General features: G+C 33.0%; 21 protein-coding genes and 1 other RNA gene. 9 read left to right on the top strand and 13 right to left on the bottom strand.

Features of this window, described 5'->3' with window-relative positions:
• Nucleotides 1-102 precede the first annotated feature (102 nt).
• On the bottom strand, nucleotides 103-609 hold the full coding sequence (locus VFM92_RS00355) for a dihydrofolate reductase (protein WP_325120200.1): 507 nt from the start codon (nucleotides 607-609) through the stop codon (nucleotides 103-105).
• A 145-nt stretch (nucleotides 610-754) separates the two neighbouring features.
• Here VFM92_RS00355 and VFM92_RS00350 point away from each other — a divergent pair, with 145 nt between their 5' ends.
• Together VFM92_RS00350 and VFM92_RS00345 are read left to right on the top strand one after the other, a co-directional pair.
• Nucleotides 755-1,615: a fructosamine kinase family protein gene (locus VFM92_RS00350; protein ID WP_325120199.1), complete on the top strand. Its 861-nt coding sequence runs from the start codon at nucleotides 755-757 to the stop codon at nucleotides 1,613-1,615.
• 173 nt (nucleotides 1,616-1,788) lie between these two features.
• Nucleotides 1,789-2,154, top strand: coding sequence for a hypothetical protein (locus VFM92_RS00345; protein ID WP_325120198.1), 366 nt, complete (start codon nucleotides 1,789-1,791; stop codon nucleotides 2,152-2,154).
• Nucleotides 2,155-2,250: 96 nt separating this feature from the next.
• Here the strand turns inward: VFM92_RS00345 and VFM92_RS00340 are convergent, their stop codons facing one another.
• Nucleotides 2,251-3,978, bottom strand: coding sequence for an amino acid carrier protein (locus VFM92_RS00340; RefSeq protein WP_325120197.1), 1,728 nt, complete (start codon nucleotides 3,976-3,978; stop codon nucleotides 2,251-2,253).
• A 353-nt stretch (nucleotides 3,979-4,331) separates the two neighbouring features.
• On the opposite strand from VFM92_RS00340, the gene VFM92_RS00335 reads away from it, so the two are divergent.
• From VFM92_RS00335 to truA, 3 genes are read left to right on the top strand one after another with little or no spacing between them, the layout of a single operon-like run.
• The gene (locus tag VFM92_RS00335; RefSeq protein WP_325120196.1) at nucleotides 4,332-4,754 is read left to right on the top strand and encodes a DUF2141 domain-containing protein; all 423 of its coding nucleotides are present in this window, start codon (nucleotides 4,332-4,334) and stop codon (nucleotides 4,752-4,754) included.
• An 8-nt stretch (nucleotides 4,755-4,762) separates the two neighbouring features.
• Nucleotides 4,763-5,233, top strand: a complete 471-nt coding sequence (locus VFM92_RS00330) for a hypothetical protein (protein ID WP_325120195.1) — start codon at nucleotides 4,763-4,765, stop codon at nucleotides 5,231-5,233.
• A gap of 6 nt (nucleotides 5,234-5,239) precedes the next feature.
• Nucleotides 5,240-6,025 (top strand): tRNA pseudouridine(38-40) synthase TruA, encoded by a 786-nt coding sequence (gene truA, locus VFM92_RS00325; protein WP_325120194.1) that lies wholly within the window; start codon nucleotides 5,240-5,242, stop codon nucleotides 6,023-6,025.
• 53 nt (nucleotides 6,026-6,078) lie between these two features.
• Here the strand turns inward: truA and cysM are convergent, their stop codons facing one another.
• Nucleotides 6,079-6,960, bottom strand: a complete 882-nt coding sequence (gene cysM / locus VFM92_RS00320; protein WP_325120193.1) for a cysteine synthase CysM — start codon at nucleotides 6,958-6,960, stop codon at nucleotides 6,079-6,081.
• 179 nt (nucleotides 6,961-7,139) lie between these two features.
• On the opposite strand from cysM, the gene VFM92_RS00315 reads away from it, so the two are divergent.
• Together VFM92_RS00315 and VFM92_RS00310 are read left to right on the top strand one after the other, a co-directional pair.
• Nucleotides 7,140-7,697, top strand: coding sequence for a LemA family protein (locus tag VFM92_RS00315; RefSeq protein ID WP_325120192.1), 558 nt, complete (start codon nucleotides 7,140-7,142; stop codon nucleotides 7,695-7,697).
• 10 nt (nucleotides 7,698-7,707) lie between these two features.
• On the top strand, nucleotides 7,708-8,712 hold the full coding sequence (locus tag VFM92_RS00310) for a DUF3137 domain-containing protein (RefSeq protein WP_325120191.1): 1,005 nt from the start codon (nucleotides 7,708-7,710) through the stop codon (nucleotides 8,710-8,712).
• A gap of 39 nt (nucleotides 8,713-8,751) precedes the next feature.
• Here VFM92_RS00310 and epsC read toward each other — a convergent pair whose 3' ends face one another.
• From epsC to VFM92_RS00295, 3 genes are read right to left on the bottom strand one after another with little or no spacing between them, the layout of a single operon-like run.
• Nucleotides 8,752-9,564 (bottom strand): serine O-acetyltransferase EpsC, encoded by an 813-nt coding sequence (gene epsC, locus VFM92_RS00305; protein WP_325120190.1) that lies wholly within the window; start codon nucleotides 9,562-9,564, stop codon nucleotides 8,752-8,754.
• 3 nt (nucleotides 9,565-9,567) lie between these two features.
• Nucleotides 9,568-10,587 carry a pirin family protein gene (locus VFM92_RS00300; RefSeq protein WP_325120189.1) on the bottom strand — a complete coding sequence of 340 codons (1,020 nt, stop codon included), beginning with the start codon at nucleotides 10,585-10,587 and terminating at the stop codon, nucleotides 9,568-9,570.
• A gap of 42 nt (nucleotides 10,588-10,629) precedes the next feature.
• Nucleotides 10,630-11,361 (bottom strand): ion transporter, encoded by a 732-nt coding sequence (locus VFM92_RS00295; protein WP_414675551.1) that lies wholly within the window; start codon nucleotides 11,359-11,361, stop codon nucleotides 10,630-10,632.
• A gap of 256 nt (nucleotides 11,362-11,617) precedes the next feature.
• Here VFM92_RS00295 and VFM92_RS00290 point away from each other — a divergent pair, with 256 nt between their 5' ends.
• Nucleotides 11,618-13,633, top strand: a complete 2,016-nt coding sequence (locus VFM92_RS00290) for a transporter substrate-binding domain-containing protein (protein ID WP_325120188.1) — start codon at nucleotides 11,618-11,620, stop codon at nucleotides 13,631-13,633.
• Between the two features lie 7 nt (nucleotides 13,634-13,640).
• Here VFM92_RS00290 and VFM92_RS00285 read toward each other — a convergent pair whose 3' ends face one another.
• On the bottom strand, nucleotides 13,641-15,635 hold the full coding sequence (locus tag VFM92_RS00285) for a tetratricopeptide repeat-containing sensor histidine kinase (RefSeq protein ID WP_325120187.1): 1,995 nt from the start codon (nucleotides 15,633-15,635) through the stop codon (nucleotides 13,641-13,643).
• Nucleotides 15,636-15,916: 281 nt separating this feature from the next.
• Between VFM92_RS00285 and VFM92_RS00280 the strand changes: the two genes are divergently transcribed.
• A complete protein-coding gene (locus VFM92_RS00280; RefSeq protein ID WP_325120186.1) occupies nucleotides 15,917-16,048 on the top strand; it encodes a lipoprotein in 132 nt (43 codons plus the stop codon).
• A gap of 13 nt (nucleotides 16,049-16,061) precedes the next feature.
• Here the strand turns inward: VFM92_RS00280 and VFM92_RS00275 are convergent, their stop codons facing one another.
• The 6 genes from VFM92_RS00275 to VFM92_RS00250 all read right to left on the bottom strand — a co-directional run bounded on the left by VFM92_RS00275 (nucleotide 16,062) and on the right by VFM92_RS00250 (nucleotide 21,462).
• The gene (locus tag VFM92_RS00275) at nucleotides 16,062-17,216 is read right to left on the bottom strand and encodes a sigma-54 dependent transcriptional regulator (RefSeq protein WP_325120185.1); all 1,155 of its coding nucleotides are present in this window, start codon (nucleotides 17,214-17,216) and stop codon (nucleotides 16,062-16,064) included.
• Between the two features lie 26 nt (nucleotides 17,217-17,242).
• An RNA gene (gene rnpB / locus VFM92_RS00270) (RNase P RNA component class A) lies at nucleotides 17,243-17,660 on the bottom strand.
• Nucleotides 17,661-17,759: 99 nt separating this feature from the next.
• Nucleotides 17,760-18,158: a hypothetical protein gene (locus VFM92_RS00265; RefSeq protein WP_325120184.1), complete on the bottom strand. Its 399-nt coding sequence runs from the start codon at nucleotides 18,156-18,158 to the stop codon at nucleotides 17,760-17,762.
• Nucleotides 18,159-18,258: 100 nt separating this feature from the next.
• Complete coding sequence (locus VFM92_RS00260) at nucleotides 18,259-19,248, bottom strand: Smr/MutS family protein (RefSeq protein WP_325120183.1); 990 nt, start codon at nucleotides 19,246-19,248, stop codon at nucleotides 18,259-18,261.
• 13 nt (nucleotides 19,249-19,261) lie between these two features.
• Nucleotides 19,262-20,134, bottom strand: a complete 873-nt coding sequence (locus VFM92_RS00255) for a DUF2279 domain-containing protein (protein WP_325120182.1) — start codon at nucleotides 20,132-20,134, stop codon at nucleotides 19,262-19,264.
• A gap of 26 nt (nucleotides 20,135-20,160) precedes the next feature.
• Nucleotides 20,161-21,462, bottom strand: coding sequence for a deoxyribodipyrimidine photo-lyase (locus tag VFM92_RS00250; protein ID WP_325120181.1), 1,302 nt, complete (start codon nucleotides 21,460-21,462; stop codon nucleotides 20,161-20,163).
• Nucleotides 21,463-21,475: the final 13 nt, after the last annotated feature.

The raw sequence follows: 21,475 nt of genomic DNA, 5'->3' as shown, positions 1-21,475 counted from the left end.
TTAATTTATGTACGCATCAATAATGTCAATGCATATGTTAATAAATATAATTAAAAGTAATTCGATTGCAAAATTGCTAATAGAAAGTTAGTGTAAGGAAAGTCATGATTTCCTATCGTAAACTACATAATCAAAGTTTAGCTGATGTCTTTCATCTTTTGAATGATGTTCTCTGCTTACCTCTTTCCATTCGGATTTATCAAACTCAGGGAAGTAGGCTTCTGCGTCTGGGAATTCTGCATCAACTTCTGTGATATATAACCGGTCGGCAAATTTCAGTCCTTCTTTGTATATTTCGCCACCACCGATTATAAACAATTCTTCTTCATTATTTTCTTTAGCGAAAGCGATTCCATCCTCAACGTCATGAAATACTTTTACGCCATCATGCTGCCAATCCTTATTTCTAGTAATTACAATGTTGATTCTTTGTGGCAAAGGTTGGTATTTTTCACCTAAAGAATCGAAATTCTTTCTACCCATCAGAATATGACGGTTTCTTGTTTTGTCTTTGAAATATTTTAAATCATCTGGTAAATGCCAAATCATATCATTATCTTTTCCAATGGCATTATCATTTGCCTTTGCCGCTATCATGGATATTTTCATGTTATTTATTTTTAGAATTTTTATCTTATAAAACTTTTGAAGCAAATTAGTTTTATGAAATGTGAATTACGCATATTTTTTTTGACTTCTTTACCCTTTTGTAAGTAAATTAAGCCATAAGTTCTATCTCTAAAAGATTGATGTAATGCTTCCAAAATCTATAGAAAATCAATTGAACTCATTTCATGGTAAGGAAATCTACCATATTCAATCAGTTGATGGAGGAAGTATAAATGAAGCTTTTCGATATTCCGTAGAAGGAGATGATTTTTTTGTGAAGTGCAATAATCAAGTTCCAGGGATAATTGCAAAAGAACTTGATGGACTGAAAGCTATTGCCAAGTTGGATTGTATTGCAACTCCAGAAATTATAACATTTGAAAAAATTGATGATTATGAGGTTTTAGTTTTACCTTTTATTTCAGCTGGTTTAAAAACTCCCAACGCATGGGAGAATTTTGGCGAACAATTAGCATTGATGCACAAACAGCCAGCTCATTATTTCGGCTGGCATCAAAGCAACTTTATTGGAAATTTGCACCAGTCAAATGAAGATATTCCTAATTTCATTGATTTTTTTATAAATCAAAGACTACTTCCCCAGATTGAATTAGCTCAAAAAAATGCTTATTTATCAACTGCTGATATCGGCCTGTTTGAACAATTGTTTCAGAAGCTAAATGAAATATTACCAGATGCAAAACCTTCTTTAGTCCACGGAGATTTATGGAGTGGTAATTTTATGATAGGCGAGAATGAAAAACCCTACCTCATCGACCCGTCCATTCATTATAATTTTAGAGAAACTGATATTGCTTTTACTCACCTGTTTGGAGGCTTTGATACTAAGTTTTATGAAACCTACAATCATCACTGTCCCCTAGAGCCGGACTTTCAAAATAGGATATCCCTTTATAATATTTATCCTTTACTGATCCACATGAATTTATTTGGTAGCGCTTACTATGGTTCTGTCATAAGTAATCTAAAGCAATATGTAGGATAGGTGTTCGCACTTGGGATTTTATATGTTCATAAATGAACACATTTGATATCTAATAAATTCAAAAAACCCTTTTAAAGCCATTTAAACGCATATCTGCAACTATTCAATTTTTGGCAGCGTCTTAGCTATACAAACAATAACAAAACAATATTTTAACAAAAAATCTAAAAAACATGCAAACTATTAAGACTACCGCCAAAATGATTGCCTTATCTCTTATGATGAGTTTTACAATCAATTTTACTGCATCTGCAGCTTCAAATGAAGCTACTGTAAATCCACATTATTCTGATGCTGAAATGATAAAATTGTTGGATATTGATTCCGAAATGATTCAAATTGAAAAAGAATTAAGAGAGGAAGGAATTCTAGAGTGTGAAAATGCAGAGATAATAATAGTACTAGGTCAAGATGATGAAATCGTGTATCAAGGAAGCTATCAATTAGAAGATGAGAATAATGCGTTCTTAACTAGACTTTTAACTAAAGCGGATTTCGTGATGTCAACTGACGGTAAAAGTTTTTACAAAGTATTTTAAAGAATTTTCAATCCTAACGAAAGATTTTATGGAATATCTATAAAAAAGGCTGTCACACAATGGACAGCCTTTACATTTTATATTTATCCAAAAATGTTATTTGAATTTAGGATGCTTCTCACCTGGGAAATTCTCTTCAAAGAAATCACCATATTCCCCAATCGTCTTTTTCATATCTTTTCTTAGCCATAATATTCCGATCAAGTTTGGTATAGTCATCAAGGCAATTGTGATTGCAGATAATGTCCAAATTATGGTAGTATCTTGAAAAGCAGCGAAAAAGAAAGCCACCACATAAACGATTCTATAATAGATAACAGACTTTGGACCGAATAAATAAGTCATAGCTCTATCTCCATAATAAGACCAACTAATGGCAGTACTGAAGGCAAATAATAGTAAACCAATGGAAACAATGTATTGTCCGAAATCCCCAAAAAATCCCCTATTGAAAGCTATAGCTGTTAAAGGAGCACTATGAACTAAAGACTCACCAATAAATTTGATAGGTCTATTATCCGATACTTTTCCATTTGTGATGGCTACTGAACCAGTGAAAACTTCATCTGTTAATAAGCCTTCATCTTTAAAAACTTTAATATTATCTGCAAAACTTCTGCTATGGATAAAAGTGAAATCATCATTATTTTGGATTTCGCCATTAAGAACTTCTATTTCTCCAGTATAAGTTGGTAGTTTTTCTTCATCGTTTATATGAAGGTAAATTTTGTTTTTATGCTCTTCATTAGATTCAACATATTGTCTCTCTAATATTTCAATTTCAGAATATTCAAATTTGTTAACATGTTTTTCATTCCATGCTCCTGAAGATAAAAGCACAAGACCAGTAACGGTACAAATAATAATAGTATCGATAAACGGCTCAAGAATGGCAACAATACCTTCTGAAAGAGGTTCATTTGCTTTTGCAGATGCGTGCGCAATTGGGGCAGAACCTTGTCCGGCCTCATTGGAGAATAAACCTCTATTTACACCTCTATTGAATGCATATGCAATATTTGCTCCTATAAATCCGCCTGTTGCAGCAGAGCCCGTGAAAACATCGCCAAAAATAGCAATAAGTGAAGGGATAATGTTTTCGTAATTAAAGAGGATAACTGCAAAAGCGCCTATAAAATATATAATGGCCATGGCTGGCACCAATTTAGAGGTTACAGCGGCAATCCTACTGATTCCTCCAATGATTACCAAACCTAAAAATACAGCTAACACTGCTCCAGTAAGCATTTGGTCAATTCCAAATGTGGCTAGCATAGTGCTGGAAATACTATTTATTTGTGGTAAACTTCCTGTTCCAAACGAGGATAAAACAGTTGCAAAAGCAAATATTGCGGCTAACCATTTCATATTTACTTTTTTTCCTCTTAAGGTGAAATTGGCATTTTTCATATAGTACATCGGACCACCAGCCATTGTACCATCACTTAGTTTAGTTCTATATTTGTGAGAAAGCGAAACCTCAACAAATTTGGTACACATACCAATTGCAGCAGTTACCAACATCCAAAATAAAGCAGCTGGCCCTCCTAAGTGAATAGCGAAGGCTACACCGGCAATATTCCCTGTCCCTACTGTTCCTGATAATGCAGTTGCCAACGCTTGAAAGTGAGAAGTATCACCTGGCAAATCTTTTCTATCAAATTTTCCTGAAACGATTCTTAAAGCATGTTTAAAGAATCTTATCTGAGGGAATTTTAAATAGATAGTGAAAAATAAACCTGTACCTAAAAGGGCATATGGAAACCAAGCAGCGCTTCCAATAAAACTATCAATAAAAATGAGGAAATTATTTACTTCTTGCATAAAGCTTATAGTTCAATCAGTCAATTTTTTTAGTGAATGGGCACAAATCTAACAAAAAATACATTAGATAAGGGATTTGGGCATACAGTTTTTATTATTGGCTATTTGAGGTGATTGATAGTTCAAATTCTTCTTTTAATAGTAAATAGGCAATTTTTATATTGTATTTACCATTTCTATTAAATTTTGGCTCATTACTTTTAATATATGAATGCTTGAATTATATGCTTTGGTTATAGGGAATTTAGCTTTTGTGTATGAACACAATTTAATTTTGGACATACCGTTTTTGATTGAAATCAGTTTTCTAAAACTTCTACTCTTTGAAGCAGTTTATAATAGAAACTTAAGTTATGCTATATTTTCAAACCATATTAATTTATTTGACTGTCTTTTTTCAGACTTCCACTTCTAATTTGGAATTAGAGATTGGGGAATTCAGAAATACTGATGGACACGTATTAATTTCCGTTTTCGATAATGCTACGGCCTTTCCAGACAATGAAAAGAAGGCTGTTGCTAATAAAAAGGTTAAAGTAACTCAAAAGACACATACCATTACTTTTGAAAATTTACCAGAAGGTGAATATGCTGTAGTTTTTTTGCATGATGAAAATGGCAATGAGGAAATGGACACTAATTTTGTTGGAGCTCCAGAGGAAGGTTACGGTACAAGCAATGATGCAGTCAATACTTTCAGTGCCCCAAAATATAAGGATGCTAAATTTCTTTTGGAAGGTGAAAATAAATCCTTAAAATTGAAGATATTTTACTAATCAAACTTATGCGTCAACTCCTGTTTTTAATTTTCTTTTCTATACTTTTTAATTCATGCACTCAGCATAGCGATGAAAATGGCACTGAAGATCCTTTATGGAAGTTAGAGGAACAAGTTTTCAAAAATGGTGAAAATATTGAAATTGATGAGATTAATGAGTCCATACAAAAAGCGACTACTATGCGATTGAGTTGGGCTTATAGTCCTATAACTATTGCAATCCGGATAGCTGGTCAGCAAATGATTAGTCCTGAAGTGAAAATTTTAGCGAAAAGTAAGTCTGGAAATGAGTTAATTACGCATGCAGTAATAATGATTGAAAAGATAAATCTCCAGGATGATTCTGTCAATAACCAATACTATAGAATTGAAATGAAGCTTGGTGGAAGCATTTGGCAAGTGGTAGATATCAAAAAAGCTTGGACCTGCAAATCCAACAGAGGACACAGTGAAGTAAGTGCTGAAGTTTGTAACTAAAAGTTAATGGCTTCTCGATTTGATTATTTTTATTTGGTTGAAATTCAATATCTGGGATTTCGGTATCATGGCTGGCAATTCCAACCTGGACAAAAGACGCTCCAAGGGATGCTGGAAAAAACCTTCAATTTCCTTTTCAAAGAAAAAGATTTTAAAATATTAGGAGCGGGGCGTACCGATGCTATGGTTTCAGCTCAATCTGCTTTTTTTGAATTATTTACCAATCATGAATTAAATTTAGATTCCTTTCCATTTTTATTAGATGAAAATCTTCCTGCTGACATAAAAGTTCATGAAATTTCAATAGTTGATAAACGCTTTAATATAATTCAAGATGTACAGTTAAAAACCTATCATTACTATTTTGCCTCTGTCAGAGAAAAGTATCCTTTTGCTGCTCCTTTCATGAATTGCATAAATGAGGAGCTTAATATTACTAAAATGCAAGAGGCAGCAGAATTATATGTAGGAACTCATGAGTTTAAGCATTTCATGACTGGTGATGCTGAAAGAAAAGATACCGTACGAGAAATCAAAGAAAGTAGGATAGAAGTAAATAAAGAATTGTCAGCAAGCTTTTTTCCTAATCCGAGCTACGCTTTTATAGTAAAAGGAAAGGGTTTTATGCGTTACCAAGTTCGTTTAATGATGGGTGCTTTAATCAGAATTGGTCAAAATGAGATTTCCTTGCAAGATTTAGAACATACTTTAAAAGGAAATCTACCAGGCTTTGAAAAATTAAATGCTGCTGCATCGGGTTTAATGGTGAAAAAGGTGGAGTTTATTACTTAAATGAAGCTCGTCTTCTTTTATCCTTTAATATCGCAAAAAATAAAGCAATTGAGTTAGGATTTAAACAGATCAGAGCTTAAATATCTATCTCCACGGTCGCAAGTGATACACACAATCACGCCTGATTCAATTTCGTCAGCAATTTGCAAAGCAGCATACAGAGCCCCACCACTGCTCATACCCGCTAAGATTCCTTCTTCTTTTGCCATTCGTTGCGTCATTTTAGTAGCATTTTCTTCACTGATATCAATCGTTCTGTCGACCCTATTCGCTTCAAATATTTTGGGTAAAAATTCAGGCGACCATCTTCTGATTCCAGGAATTCTGGAACCATCAGTAGGCTGAGTGCCCACTATTTGAACATCTGAATTTTGCTCTTTTAAATAGCGTGAAACACCCATAATAGTGCCTGTTGTGCCCATTGCGGAGACAAAATGAGTGATTGTTCCTTTTGTATCATTCCATATTTCGGGGCCAGTCGTTTTATAATGTTGTTTATAATTATCAGGATTACCGAATTGGTTAAGCATAAAATATTCACCAGTTGCTGCCATTTCTTCTGCCACAGTTCTGGAATATTCAATAGTGCCTTCGGCTTTTGTTAGAATCACCTCAGCACCATAAGCTTCCATCGTTTGTATGCGTTCTGCAGTTGAGTTTTCGGGCATAATTAAAGTCATGTGTAAACCCTTTAGTTTAGCTATCATAGCTAATGCAATGCCTGTATTTCCACTGGTTGCTTCCACTAGTTTATCACCAGCTTTAATATCACCTCTTTCTAATGCAGCACCTATCATTCCTAATGCTGCTCTGTCTTTCACACTTCCGCCAGGATTTTGACCTTCTAGTTTACAATAAATCTTTACATTTTTCTTGGTCGGAATATTCTTTAACTCTACAATGGGGGTGTTCCCTACTAAATCTTCTAAAAACATCTAAGTAAAATTGAGTGTGAAAGTATTATCTAAGTTTATTCTAAACGGTAAGGAAATTATACTGTTTTAAATCTGTACTTATATTTTATATGGTTTATTTAATAAAAAATATTGTTTATGTAATCTCGTGTTAATATATTGAAGTTGAAAACTAAAAATTAATATAAATTGATAAGAACATGATGGCTATTGTAATTGGTGTAGGAGTACTTTTACTTATAATTGTTTTAATGTATAACAGCTTGGTAAACAAAAAGAACCAAGTTGAAAATAGTTTTTCAACTATTGATGCAATGTTGAAAAAGCGATACGATTTAATTCCCAATTTGGTGAACACGGTAAAGGCTTATATGAAGCATGAGAAGGATACTTTGACAGAAATCACAGCATTAAGAGCTAAAGCAATATCTGGTGAAGTCTCCGATAGTGAAAAAATTGAGTTGGAAAATAAGATTGCTGGAAAGGTCAGTGGTATTATGGTTGCAGTTGAGAATTATCCTGATTTGAAAGCAAATACTAATTTCTTACAGCTTCAAGGCGCGTGGACGGAAGCTGAGGAGCAAATTTCAGCAGCCAGGAGAGCATATAATGCTATGGTGACGGATTATAATAATGCTGTTCAAATGATTCCGACTAATATTTTGGCTTCCATGATGAGTTATAAAAAGAAAGATTGGTTTGAAATTCCGGATATGGAACGAAAAAATATTAGTGCAAAAGATTTGTTTAATGCTTAATTTTTGAATGATGGAAAACATAAAATCTTTTGATGAACTTTATGAAACGGTATTAGTACATGAAATTGAAAAGCAGGAAGAACAGAGAAAAAGCTTCAAAAAGCGATTTCTGATTATTTTATTTGCCACTTATTCATTGATTATTCTTTCTGCTTTTATTTTTGACCCTATTTTTTTTCCAAAGGAGGATCAAGGCAGGGTAATGATTTATGTATGGGTAGCAATTCTTTCTATTTTACCATTTGTTTTTTTCTTCAGACGATTTAGTAAAAGTTTTACAAAAGTGTATAAGGATAATGTAATTCAAAAATTGGTACATTTTGTTGATAATGACTTATCTTATAATGCTGTTGGTGGATTCCCAAAATCTCAATATTTGAGAAGTGAACTTTTTAACAGAACACCAGATAAGTATAAGGCGGAAGATTTGGTGGAAGGTAAAGTAGGGCAAACGCATATCTGTTTTTCCGAAGTTAAATCTGAATATAAAACGAAAAGTGGTTCAGGAAAAGATAGGAAAACGGAATGGCATACTATATTCGAAGGGATTTTTTTTGAAGCAGATTTTAATAAGGATTTTAGCACAAAAACCTTTATTCTTCCAGATTATTTGGAAAGAACATTAGGCTTTTTAGGTAAAAAATTACAAAGTTTTAATGTAGGTAGACCTCCATTGGTAAAACTTGAGGATCCTGAATTCGAGAAATATTTTGTTGTGTATGGAGAAGACCAAGTGGAAGCAAGATATATTTTATCTACTTCTTTAATGAAAAGACTTACGGACTTCGCAAAAAAGCGAAAATTACCTGTTTACATTTCTTTTGTTGGGAATAGCGTATTCATAGCCATCTATGAAATAAAGAATTTATTTGAACCACGAATTTTCAGAACTAATCTTAACAAAGAGTTGATTTTAGAATATTATAATATGCTAGAATTAGTAATCGGATTAGTGGAAGATTTAAATTTAAATAACAGAATTTGGGCTGGTTCAAAAATGGAATCTGGAACTTAAAAAGCTTTCGGTTTACGTATTAAAATTATAGTAAGCAGTTTATTTTAAACTACTTTTACGTAAGTGCTTATTTTCTGAATCGTAGTAAAGTCGGGAATGTGATTCCAGGCTTTTGGTTATCCAGCTGTTGCCTCCGATAATACAATGGTCTCCAATGGATGTCTTTCCCCCCAAAATTGTGGCATTTGCATAAATCACAACATGATTTCCAATAGTAGGATGTCTTTTTTGGCTCGCATTCTCTTTTCGTACACTGGTGGCTCCCAGTGTAACTCCTTGATAAATTTTGACATATTCCCCAATGTCAGTCGTTTCTCCAATTACAATTCCTGTACCGTGGTCAATGCAAAAATGTTCTCCAATGTTTGCTCCTGGATGTATATCAACTCCTGTTTTACTATGTGCATGCTCGCTAATTATACGCGCAATTAATACATAACCAGCAGTGTAAATACAGTGTGCTATTCTATAAGCAGCAATCGCTTTAAATCCAGGATAGGTTTTAACAACTTCCAAACGACTTTTTGCAGCAGGGTCTCCCTCATAAATTGCCGTTATATCTTTCTCTAATGCTTCTTTAATCTTTGCAAGACTATTGAAAAGTAGTTCTTCTTCTCCAGGATACTTACTGCGTAAATTTTCACATCTTTTTTCCAGAAGATTATGCCATTCTGCCTTTAGTTTCAGATATTTATTTTCTAAATCCGCTCTATTGGCTATTTTTTCATTTCCATAATCAGGAAATATAAATCCTAAAAGTGATTCATAAAATGAAATGATGCTGTCGGGTGAAGGACAGCCCATTGCATTTTGATGTTCTTGATAAAGATTATTGAAAAAATCTTTTTGCATTAATTAGTCTTTTATTTCCTCTCTTCCATCAGCATGTATGGCAAATCTTCCTTTATTTTTGTCATGCACATTCTCATATGAAGGCCATGGCCAACCTCCGAACTCAGTTTTTTGAAACTCCATAATTGTTTCTCTTACTTCAGCAGGATAATTGAGTACGAAAGGTCCGTGTTGAACCACCGGTTCGTTAATTGGTTTTCCTTGAAGCAATAATAATCTTGCCTCCTCGGTGCCATTTTTTAAAGTGACATCTGCTCTTGCATCAAGTTGAGCTCCATGGTAATGGGGTAGGTTGGTATCATTTAATTTGAAATCTTTCCCATTAAAGAAATAGACATTTCGATTAATTTTATTGTTAGAAGCAGGCAAAGTAAACTCAGCGCCTGGTTCCATTTTAATGTGCCAAATTGCGACTTCATTTTCAGGATTTGCAGCCCAGGAATCAGGTGCTGGCTTAGGGGCTGTTTTATCTCCAAGTTTTCCTGCCATTACTTCAACTTCGGTAGTTTTACCATTTTTATCCGTGCTTTTATAAATAGGGATGGTATCTTGCCATAACATTGCAAAATGGGGTTCTACTTTTTTGCTGTCTCTCGGTAAGTTCAGCCAGATTTGAAAAAGTTCTAATGGATTTTCTTCGTTTTCTTTTAAAAGTGGAAACATTTCAGAATGTTGTACCCCTCTTCCTGCAGTCATCCATTGTACATCACCGTTGCCAAATCTTCCTGCTGCACCTAAGGAGTCCGAATGGTCTACCAAGCCTTTTCTAACAGCTGTAACAGTTTCAAATCCAGAATGTGGGTGTGCTGGAAAACCTGGAACTTTACTTCCGTGGTACATTCTCCAACCATCTTTTATGTTGAAATCTTGTCCAATCATTCTGCCATCTAAAGAAGCGGCAGGTCCCAATTCTTTATTTCCTTTGGGGAAGAAATCCTCATGATGAACACAAAACAAAAAGGGATCTTGTGTCTGCCAAGGAAAGCTTAATTTTTCTATTTTATTGATTCCTGAATTTTCCATGTTGGTACAACGAAAATTGACTAAATATTGTTGATATATTTTTTATTTGGATGTAGGGGATTCGGGTAATTTTTCTCCACAATTATGACAAAACTTAGCAAAACCACTGTGCTGGTTCGATTTACAATTTTCACAAATGCGATGGTCTGTTTTTATATTATTTCTTGTCATTTCCGAAGTGACTATTCCAGTTGGTACCGCAATTATACCATACCCCATAATCATAATTAAGGAGGCTACAATTTGTCCTAGAGGTGTAATTGGCGCAATATCTCCATAACCTACCGTAGTAAGCGTAACAATAGACCAATAAATGCCTTTCGGGATATTTGTAAAACCGCTTTCAGGTGGTTCGATTAAGTACATAATCGCACCTAAAATAGAGACTAATATTAGTACTGTGCCGATAAAAAGTGTGATTTTCTTTCTGCTTGCTAAAAGTGCTAAAGATAGTTGAGTAGCCTCACCTAAATATTGCGTTAATTTAAATATTCTAAAAATTCTTAACAGCCTAAGACTTCTAATAATCATTAAAGATTGAGCTCCTGCAAAGAAAAATGCCAATAATGAAGGAAGAATTGAAAGTAAATCTACTATTCCGAAAAAGCTTTTGATATAATGCCAAGGTTTTTTTACTATAACTATTCTTAAAATATATTCAATGAGGAAAAATCCGGTAAATATTCTTTCTGCCCACACAAAATAAATTCCATAATTTAATCGGATATCACTGACACTCTCCAAAATAACAGCTAAAACACTTAAAAAAATCACCAATAATAGAATAGCATCAAATACTTTTCCCCAGAAAGTGTCAGCTTTAAATATAATTATAAAAGCTTTTTCTTTCTACTTAGCACTTTTATTTGCCTTTTCTTCCATTTAATTATTTATAATAAACTGCGGTTTTTAATGTTAATTTTAAATCTTTAAAACTTAAGTATTGCCATTGTGTTTTATTAATAATATCTATAACTTATATTAATTTTAACTAAAATTTAAGTATCAACCTTTAATTGAACCAAACTAAGTGAAATTACTGACTTTAACTTTTTTATTGGTAATCATTACAACGCTTAACTTGTTTAGTCAAGCTAAAAGTAATACTACTTTACCTGAAAAATCAATCAATTACGGAATTGATAAAACCTATGAGCCTTATGAATATGTCAACAAAGACGGTCAGGTTGATGGCTTTAACGTAGAAATCATGAGGGCGATTGGAAAAGAACTTAATTGGAATATTACAATTTATCCTGATGATTGGAAGAATGTCAGAAGAAAATTAGAAGTAACAAAAGAATTAGATGTCGCAGCTTATTTTAAAAGTGCTGCCCGAGAAGACAGTATTTTATTTTCTCGACCTATCAGTTTAGCCTATTATTCGATTTTCACACGGTCTGATGGAGAACCTGTGGAAGATCTATTCAGTTTGTCTGGTAAGAAAGTTGCTATACAGGAATTGACAATAGTAGAGGAATATTTTGACCAATTAGGATTTCTTAATTTAGAAGAACTTCAAACATACCCTTCTGAATCAGCTGCTATTGATGCTGTGGTAAATGGAACTGCAGATTGCGCTATCACTTCCTTTATGACTACTAATTATAAAATGGAGGTTGAAAATATTAAAAACATTCAATCTTCAAGTGACCCAGTTTTTATTACAGAATACTGCTTTGTGGTCAATCCTGAAAACGCAGCTTTATTAGATTCTTTAAATTGGGGTTTAAGATTAGTGAAAGCCTCGGGAGAATATGACAGACTCTTTCAAAAATGGTTAACCCCTAAAAAGGGATGGTGGTCACAAAATCTTGATTTAATCATCATGGTTTTGGCCATATTCTTTTTACTTTCCATTATGGCCGTAATTTATATTTATTCATTAAGAAATTTAGTGAAGAGAAAGTCCCAGGTGATCAAAAGAGAAATACAGAGCAGAACAGAAACAGAATGGGAGTTGATAGAAAGTGAAAATTTGCGTAAGAAAATGGAAGCATTTACTTCCGTAATGTTAGTCGAAACGGATTTGGAACATAATATCACGCAAGCACCAAAATTATTCTATTCTCTTTTAGGATTTGATTCAGATAAATTATTAGGAGTAAATATTCATCAGCTTTTAACTTCTAGTTCGGTTACTAAAGACCAGGAGATTAAAAGTGTATTGATGAATAAGGAATTTTCTTTCTTGGATACCGAGTATGAATTCAAAAGTTCAACCAATCTTCAGGTTTGGATGGATAGCAGTACTTCACTTTTATATGATGAGAAAAATAGAATAAAAGGATTTAAACTGTTTTTACGTGATATAACACCATTGAAACAAGCTAATTTGAATCTTAAGGATTTAAATGCTGAGCTAGCTAATTTCATGTATAAAACTTCTCATGATGTGAGGGGACCTATTGCTAATGTTTTAGGATTAGTAAATCTTGGTCATATGGTATCTAAAGATCAAGAAATCCAAAGCTATTTTGGGCTGATTGAAAAAAGCATTCAGAAATTAGAGCATATTTTTAATGATTTTAAAGAAGTGAGTTTTATTCTTCATGGAGATTTAAATATTACTACTTTTGATTTGAAGGAATTAATAAATGAAGTAACAGAATCAATATTTTTAAAACGAAATAAGGAGCTTAAAAGGGGGCAAATAGAGTTTAAAAATTTATCGGAGTCACAATTCATGATTTCAGATAGAACCTTATTAAAGCGACTATTTTTCCAATTAATAGAGAATGTATTTGAGCATAATAATTATTATGATACTCACCTAAAAATAACGCTAGAGAAAGATGATGCATTGGGGTATAGGCTTTATTTTGCCGATGATGGTGTAGGGATTCCGAAAGAATTACAAGAAAAAGTGTTTGAAGTTTTCTTTAAAGGAAAACGCAGTGATATTAATGTGGGGATGGGATTATATATGGCTAAAAAGGTAGTTTCAAGGTTAGGAGGTCACTTAAATCTCTCAAGTGAATCTGATAGTGGAACTACTATTGAAGTGATTTTACCTGCCAATCAAATGGCTGAAAATTTAACTTAAAGCCAAATCACTTCGGAATTGAAAATGAAAAAATTGTTCCTTTCTTTTCTTCACTTTTCACCCAAATTTCTCCTCCATTTTTCTCTATAAACTCTTTACATAAAATAAGACCTAGTCCTGTTCCTTTCTCCTTGGCGGTTCCTTGAGTTGAATATTTAGTATCGATTCTAAAAATTTTGTTAGCGACTTCTTTTGGCATCCCAACGCCATTATCAGCTATTTTGACAACATAACGATTGCTTTCTTCAATTACGCCCATTTTAATTTGGCCTCCATCGTTGGTGAATTTTATAGCATTTGATAATAAATTTCTAATCACAGTATTAATCGAATTAGGATGGGCTTTGGCTGTAACTGATTTTGAGTTCTTGACTTCAATAGAAATATTTTTATTTTCGGCTTGTTTGCTCAGCAGCATTTTATTTTCATTAAGCATTCCAGTTAAATCAAATTCTTCAGCCGTAAATTCAATATTTCCCGTTTGAGAACGCGACCACTGTAACAGATTTTCTAGTAAGGCAAAAAGGTTCTTTAATGATTTATCTAAATCCTGAGCCAACATCTGGATTTCTTCTGTGCTTAGGCTACTTGTATGATTCATCAACAAACCAGAAAATGATGTTAATGAATTTAATGGGCCTTTTAAATCATGACTAATAATGGAAAAGAACTTATCTTTTGTGGCGTTTAAGTCTTCTAATTCATTATTTTGTGCTTTAACTTTAAGGTTAGCTTTCTTTAATTTAGTATTATTTTTTCGCTGTAAAATAAATAGTGTGAAAATCAATAAAAGAATGATGGCGATTAAAATCACCATTATAATCAAGAAGTTCTTGAAACTTTTTTCTTCCTCTAATTCAAATTCTTTCTGAACTCTGTTTAATTCCAGTTGGTCAATAAGACTTTGCTTTTGACTAATGGAATATCGACTTTGCATTTTTAAAATACTTCGATCATTCTTTTCTTTTTGCAAAAAATCTTCCAGAGCTTTGTATAATTCACTGTATTCCAAAGCTTTTTTATAATCTCCCAATTCTTTGTAAGCTTTACTTAATAGTGCATAAGTTTTTTGGATAAGTTCTTGATTTTGGGAAGTTTGAGCTGCCTGACTCGCTAATCTTAAATTAGTTAAAGCTCTTTCAGTATTTCGTACTTGTAGATAATAGCGGCCTACAGAATTATATAAAGTGGCTAGCTGGGCTTCACTATTTTTATGAGTTGCCAAAATGTTTAGTGCTGCTAAATAGTTTTCGTATGAATCAGTTTCATTATTTTGCATCAAGTAAATATCACCGATTGCATTCAAACATAAAGCTTCTTTTAAGGGAGAATTTATTCGTCTATAAATAGCTAATGCATTTTTGTAATGCTCTAGTGCTTTTTCATAGCCATTTTCACTTGTGTAAATTTTTGCTAAATCTGTTAATGCTTCTGCCTCTAGTGAAGGGATTCTTTCAGCTTTGGAATAGGTTAAAATATTTTGATGTTGCTCAATTGATTTTCCAACTTCTCCAGTAGCCCAATAAGTATATCCTAATTTTTGATTCAAATAAATTCGAAGTGGTGGGAAGTTATAATTTCTCAAAAGATTAGATGCTTTTTCTAGAAATTCTTTTCCAAAGTAAAAGTCTTCCACCTGCTCAAAAAGTTGATAAAAGCCGAGATAAGTAAAAATTAAGCTGGGTTCGTTTTTTGTTTGCTCATCAATTTCTAAAGCCCGAATTAGCAAGGACATGGCCTTTTCAAGATTATTGGTTTTATTAATGTGAATGAAAGCTAGTTCTTTTGAAATTTTACTTTCAATATCAGTTCTATTGATATCAATAGCTGTTTGAAGTTCTTCCTTTTTGTTCTCTAAAAGTGTTTCAGCATTAGAATTTTTGATTTGATTTTCTAAATCAGTATACCAATTCCATTCTGATTCAATTTCTGGAGATTGTCCATAAAGATTACCAATTACTAAGAAGAGAAAAAAGAATATTTTTATTGCTTTTTTAAGCATTGCAGAACATTGATGATTCATCAAATTAAGTAAATAAATATAGATTTTAAATATTACTGTATGTGTTTTTAGTCAAGGAATTTGATTTTCTTCTTTTAATAAATATCGTAATGGTTATTCTTTCCAAAGCGTGTTTAGAATAATTAAGGTTAATTTTCAAGCATGGATCTTGAAAAACTATTTAAAAATTTTTGTAAGAAATGTAATTAAATTAATAATAGATTTTAAAATTTAGATTAATGGACTTATATTTGAATGTAAGATTGTAAATCAAATTTGATATGAAGAAATTTTTATTCGTTATAGTTGCAGCATTATTTCTAGGAGCTTGTGCACAGAAAACTTGTCCTACTTACTCTTATAATGATTTAAATACTGAACAAGAATCAAATTTAGAAGAATATTCTGTTTGATTTTAAATGAGTATTATTCAATATATTTCTTCACATCCTGTGATGTAATTTTGTCAGCCCCTAAAATTATTAATCTTTCTACTACGTTACGCAATTCTCTTATATTACCACTCCATTCGTATTCTTGTAATTGATTCAAAGCAGCTTTTTCGATAGATTTTGTTTTTGCTCCTTGTTCCTCTGCAATATCACCTAAGAATTTTTCAACTAATTCTGGAATATCTTCTTTTCTTTCTTTTAGTGGTGGTACATTAATTCTTATCACACTCAACCTGTGGAATAAATCTTCACGAAATTCACCATTTTCAATCGCTTCTTTTAAGTTTTTGTTGGTTGCCGCAATGATCCTCACATCTACCTTTATATCCTTATCTCCACCAACTCTATTAATTCTACTTTCTTGCAATGCTCTGAGTACTTTTGCTTGAGCAGCTAATGGCATATCTCCAATTTCATCCAAAAATAGAGTACCACCGGTGGCTTGTTCAAATTTCCCAATTCGTTGTTTTATTGCCGAAGTAAAAGCACCTTTTTCATGTCCGAATAGTTCGCTTTCTATCAACTCTGAAGGTATTGCAGCACAATTGACTTCAATCATTGGAGATTTTGCTCTCTCACTTTGCTCATGAATTTGTCTTGCTACAAGTTCTTTACCTGTTCCATTTTCTCCTATTATTAAAACTCGCGCATCAGTAGGAGCTACTTTTGCTATGGTATTTTTCACTTCTTCTAATTGCTTAGAAGAGCCAATCATTTCATATTTTTTAGAAACTTTCTTACGCAGGGTTTTAGTTTCAGCCATCAAGCTTGATTTATCTAATGCATTTCTGACGGAAACTAATAATCTATTTAAATCAGGTGGTTTAGAAATAAAATCAAAAGCACCTTTTTTTGTGGCTTCCACAGCATTATCAATAGTGCCATGCGCTGATATCATGATAAACGGAATTTCAATGCCCTTTTCATAGACTGCATTGAGCAATTCCATCCCGTCCATTTTGGGCATTTTTATATCACAAAGAACAAGATCGTAATGCTCACTTTCTATTTTTTTCAAACCATCTGCACCATTTGCTACTTCCTCGACTAGATATTTTTCATATTCCAGTATTTCTTTTAAAGTTTGGCGAATACTGGCTTCATCATCTATCAGTAATATTTTGGACATAGTATTGAATTTTAAAATGTAAATATAAAAATTGCAAGCCTGTAAGCCGAGTTCTGTCCACTTTCAAATAAATTTGAGAGTGCTCTTATCATTTATCTAACGCAGTCTACCCCTTTTTACCATTCTGAATCAGAATTTTTGGACGAGCAGCCCTTATCCCGTAGCTATAAATAGATACGAGAGCAAAAATGTATGTGACCTTACAACCCGAAAGGTTTACCGTGCACTCGAATATTACTATCCGAGACGGTGAGCTCTTACCTCACCTTTTCACTATGACCATTACCATTTAGACAAGCTAAATGTAACGGCTACCTGTTTTCTGTGGCACTATCTGTTCCTGATTTTTACATCAAGACCCTTGGTTTCTCAAGGTACGGTGCTCTTTGTTGCTCGGACTTTCCTCCCCCCGATAAATCGAAGAGCGATAAGACGGCTTGCAATTTTATGCTTTAGACCTTTTGGCAAAAATAAGACCAAAAAATGGATTTGAAAGGATGTGTAGATGAATTAGTTGAGAACGTAAGAATAATAAAGATTGATTTAATGTACGTCTTGTCCAGTCAATTTATGTTCCCAAGCATCAGCAACAGTGGCAACTTCTTCAATAATATCTTTCAGAACACCCTCAGTTGCACTTTCCTCTAATATTGCAGCTTCAACTCTGATGAAATCATCTATTAATACAAATCGAGCTGAACAAAAAGTAGCGTTTGCACGGATTAAGTTTTCCAGATTAATAGAAGTATTAAACTCACAAACTTTAGAAGTAAATTCTATACTTGGTTTATTAGTAATGTCGCTCTTTTTAAGCGTACCTAAAACTGCTTGATATCTGTTTGCTCCTAATGGATAAATTACCACTGATTTATTGGTGTCATACTCTTGGAATTGTCCGCCTACTTCATTGGCATAAGATTCCATAAATTCGTTGAAGTTCATAAGGCAATAAAATTTTTCTTAGTTATATATGATTTCTTAAATATAGAAAGTCATATAGTAACAAATTTAATAAAATATTGTATAAAATTGAGATATAAATCTATTTAATCTTTACTAAAGTTGCACCGTAACCAAACTTTTCTTTGTGTGTATCCTTAAAGAATTGAATATTATCATGTTGTGATAATTGCTTATGAATGTTATTTCTTAACACACCATTTCCTACCCCATGAATAAATATAATTTCATCTAGTCCTGCCATGAAAGCTTCATTAAGCTTTTCTTCAAATTTTGAGAGTTGAATTCGTAAAATATCCTCCTTAGGTAATTTTTCATAATTTGGGTCAATGTTCTCAATGTGTAAATCTATTTCAGGGATGTGAGTATTGTTTTTCCCCATGCTTTTAAAAGATTGGGTTTCTTCATTTCCTTTGAAAAAGCTATCTTTCAATTTATCTACATCAATTTTTTCTGGATCAATAGTTTCTGTAGAAGATTGATTTAAGGGGATTAAAAAGCCTTTTTTATGTAGGAATGGTATTTCAGTTTTCTCCTTTTGGAAATGTTTAGCTTTTATTTTGACCGTAATTTTTTCAGGTCTCATTGGAATAGACCATTTACTATTTTCGGTTAGAATAGTAAATGAAAGAGGAGACCAGGTATTTAGATGGTCCATGTTTCTTTCGGTAATCTTACTAAATTTCTCTGCAAAAATTTTCTCTGAAAGGATCGTCCTTTCTTCGTTTTTGCCATTTATTTCATTTGCAAGTATAAGAATGTCATCTTTTGATGGATTCAAAAAATAGATACTATTGAGATGATCGTTTAGGGGGATAATTGCCAAGTGAAAGCCTTTTAACTGATTAGCCTGTTCGTACACAGTTTTTTGCTTGGTGGGTTTTTGACTTTCATATTTAGGCATATCAAAAGCAGTACTTTCATCGGCAGAAACCACTACTAATTCAGATTCTAAAACAGGAATAGCAAATCCATCTTCTATTTCAACTTCCACCAAAGACTTGTCTAGCATTTTTACAACTATGCCTTCCTCAGTTCCTTTCATCAATCTTACTCTATCGCCTATTTTCATAACAACTCAATTTTTAAAAATATAAAGGATGCAAAACTACGCCTTTTCTATTCCATTCTACAGCCGGAAACGGAATTTTAACCGTATTGATTAAATTCAGCATAATTTTCAACCACTTTTGTTCAACTTCAATTTTACTAAGGTTCATGTCCAAACTCAATAACCACTGTCTGTTGGCATTATATCCATTTTCTGAATTTTGCTGCGGATTACCATAAATCATTTCATGTCCACTGTAGCCAATAGAAAATTGAAGCCAATCAGGAAACGTATTGGTCTTACTAAAAATATTAAAGTCTGTGCTTAACCAATAGGTTTGTCCATTGTAGTCTTTTATGCATTGTTCTACATAATTTTTTCCGAGTGTGTTTGGTCTTAATTCAGCATAAGGACTTGGAGAGAATGAAAACTTAGGATAAATGTAATTTTGGTCAAATAAAAACTGCTGATAGGGGAGGAAAGCGCCAATAGTGTTCGCAATTGCATCTCCCCAGGAAGCTCCATAATTGGCAGAATATCCATCTAATATTTCAATGGGAAGCATCATGGCAGTAGAACTTATGCTACTGAAGAGCATGGCTTTTTTAGGCTTTAGCCCTGCATTTTTCAATAATTGATAGTTTATTTCCGTTAGATGGTAAGCCGTGAAAATATGGCCGATTTTATCCATCTGAAGCCATTGATTATTGTCATTAAAAAACTGAAAAGATTGTGGTTTACTATCTTTATACCACAACAGTCCTAAGCCTGTCATTCCTCCTACATAAAGTATACTTTCAGCATACATAATATTCCTAATCTGCTTTCTATTAATGCTATCATTTTGAGCACTAACTAGATTTTGGAAAAGTATAATTATTGAAAAGCCTAATAGCAATATCCTCATGGTTCAAAATTAGGGATATTTAAGTATTAAGCATTGTCTAGGGCAGATTTGTAAGTATCTAAAGCTCTTTGTCTCGCCTCTTTATGATCGACCATAGGTTCAGGGTAATTTGAATTGTTTATCTCAGGAACCCATTTTTTAATATAGGATTTATTCTTATCGAATTTATCCGTTTGACTGTAAGGATTGAATATTCTGAAATATGGTTGAGCATCTGTGCCAGTTCCTGCTGCCCATTGCCAACCACCATTGTTGGATGCCATTTCATAATCTAATAGTTTTTCAGCAAAATAAGCTTCTCCCCATCTCCAGTCAATTAATAAATGCTTAGTCAAGAAACTTGCAGTTATCATGCGAACTCTATTATGCATATAGCCAGTTTGATTCAGCTCGCGCATGCCAGCATCTACAATTGGATACCCTGTTTTTCCTTCACACCATTTTTGAAAATCCTCTTTGCTGTTACGCCATGGGATGGCATCATATTTTGCTTTGAAAGCATTATTCACCACATGAGGAAAATTAGCTAAAATCATGCTGTAAAAATCTCTCCAAATTAATTCGTTGAGCCAAGTATTATTTAATTTTTTCGCATGAGAAACAGCCTCACGAATGCTGATAGTGCCAAATCTCAAATGAATTCCTAAGCGACTAGTGCCATTTTTTGCAGGGAAATCTCGTTCTTGGTCATATTTTTTAATAACGCTTTGGTCGTATTCTTTTTTAGGAATAGGGATCTCCGTTTTATTGAATCCAATATCCTCAAGGCTTGGTAGAGTTGGTGTAAATTGATAAAAATTTTCTTTTTTTAATTCTATTTTATAAGGGTGAATATGACCTGACTCCAATTTTTCCAGCCACTTATTTTTAAAAGGCGTAAACACTTTATAAGGCTCATTTCCACCAGTTAAAATTTCTTCTTTTTCAAAAATAACATGGTCCTTAAAATCATAAAAACCGATTCCTTTTTGTCTTAATATATTATCTATTTTTTGGTCTCTTTCTAATGCGTAAGGTTCGTAGTCTCGATTGGTGAATACAGATTGCACATTATATTTTTCAATTAAAAATTTGTAGATTTCTTCAGGTTTCCCGTGTTTGACTAAGATACCTGAACCAATTTTATGGAGTTGTTCATTGATATCAGTCAGCTGATCATGGATAAAATTGACTCTTGCGTCTGATTTATCCTTCAAATCATCTAAAATTTCCGAATCGAAAATGAAAATTGGCAATACTGCTTCATTTTCTTGCAATGCATAATATAATGCTGTGTTATCGTAAAGTCTTAAATCTCTTCTGAACCAGAAAATTGAAATTTTATCCACCGTATTATCTTTT

The organism is Marivirga sp. (genome assembly GCF_035704835.1).
Taxonomy (GTDB): Bacteria; Bacteroidota; Bacteroidia; order Cytophagales; family Cyclobacteriaceae; genus Marivirga.
This window is presented reverse-complemented; position numbering and strand designations above follow the sequence as displayed.

Coding starts and splice junctions, on each gene's coding strand:
- epsC (WP_325120190.1), bottom strand. CDS start 9,564: ATGCAAAAAGATTTTTTCAATAATCTTTATCAAGAACATCAAAATGCA.
- VFM92_RS00310 (WP_325120191.1), top strand. CDS start 7,708: ATGGAAAACATAAAATCTTTTGATGAACTTTATGAAACGGTATTAGTA.
- VFM92_RS00265 (WP_325120184.1), bottom strand. CDS start 18,158: ATGAACTTCAACGAATTTATGGAATCTTATGCCAATGAAGTAGGCGGA.
- VFM92_RS00350 (WP_325120199.1), top strand. CDS start 755: ATGCTTCCAAAATCTATAGAAAATCAATTGAACTCATTTCATGGTAAG.
- cysM (WP_325120193.1), bottom strand. CDS start 6,960: ATGTTTTTAGAAGATTTAGTAGGGAACACCCCCATTGTAGAGTTAAAG.
- VFM92_RS00275 (WP_325120185.1), bottom strand. CDS start 17,216: ATGTCCAAAATATTACTGATAGATGATGAAGCCAGTATTCGCCAAACT.
- VFM92_RS00335 (WP_325120196.1), top strand. CDS start 4,332: ATGCTATATTTTCAAACCATATTAATTTATTTGACTGTCTTTTTTCAG.
- VFM92_RS00285 (WP_325120187.1), bottom strand. CDS start 15,635: ATGCTTAAAAAAGCAATAAAAATATTCTTTTTTCTCTTCTTAGTAATT.
- VFM92_RS00300 (WP_325120189.1), bottom strand. CDS start 10,587: ATGGAAAATTCAGGAATCAATAAAATAGAAAAATTAAGCTTTCCTTGG.
- VFM92_RS00315 (WP_325120192.1), top strand. CDS start 7,140: ATGATGGCTATTGTAATTGGTGTAGGAGTACTTTTACTTATAATTGTT.
- VFM92_RS00355 (WP_325120200.1), bottom strand. CDS start 609: ATGAAAATATCCATGATAGCGGCAAAGGCAAATGATAATGCCATTGGA.
- VFM92_RS00340 (WP_325120197.1), bottom strand. CDS start 3,978: ATGCAAGAAGTAAATAATTTCCTCATTTTTATTGATAGTTTTATTGGA.
- VFM92_RS00345 (WP_325120198.1), top strand. CDS start 1,789: ATGCAAACTATTAAGACTACCGCCAAAATGATTGCCTTATCTCTTATG.
- VFM92_RS00330 (WP_325120195.1), top strand. CDS start 4,763: ATGCGTCAACTCCTGTTTTTAATTTTCTTTTCTATACTTTTTAATTCA.
- VFM92_RS00260 (WP_325120183.1), bottom strand. CDS start 19,248: ATGAAAATAGGCGATAGAGTAAGATTGATGAAAGGAACTGAGGAAGGC.
- VFM92_RS00280 (WP_325120186.1), top strand. CDS start 15,917: ATGAAGAAATTTTTATTCGTTATAGTTGCAGCATTATTTCTAGGAGCT.
- VFM92_RS00255 (WP_325120182.1), bottom strand. CDS start 20,134: ATGAGGATATTGCTATTAGGCTTTTCAATAATTATACTTTTCCAAAAT.
- truA (WP_325120194.1), top strand. CDS start 5,240: ATGGCTTCTCGATTTGATTATTTTTATTTGGTTGAAATTCAATATCTG.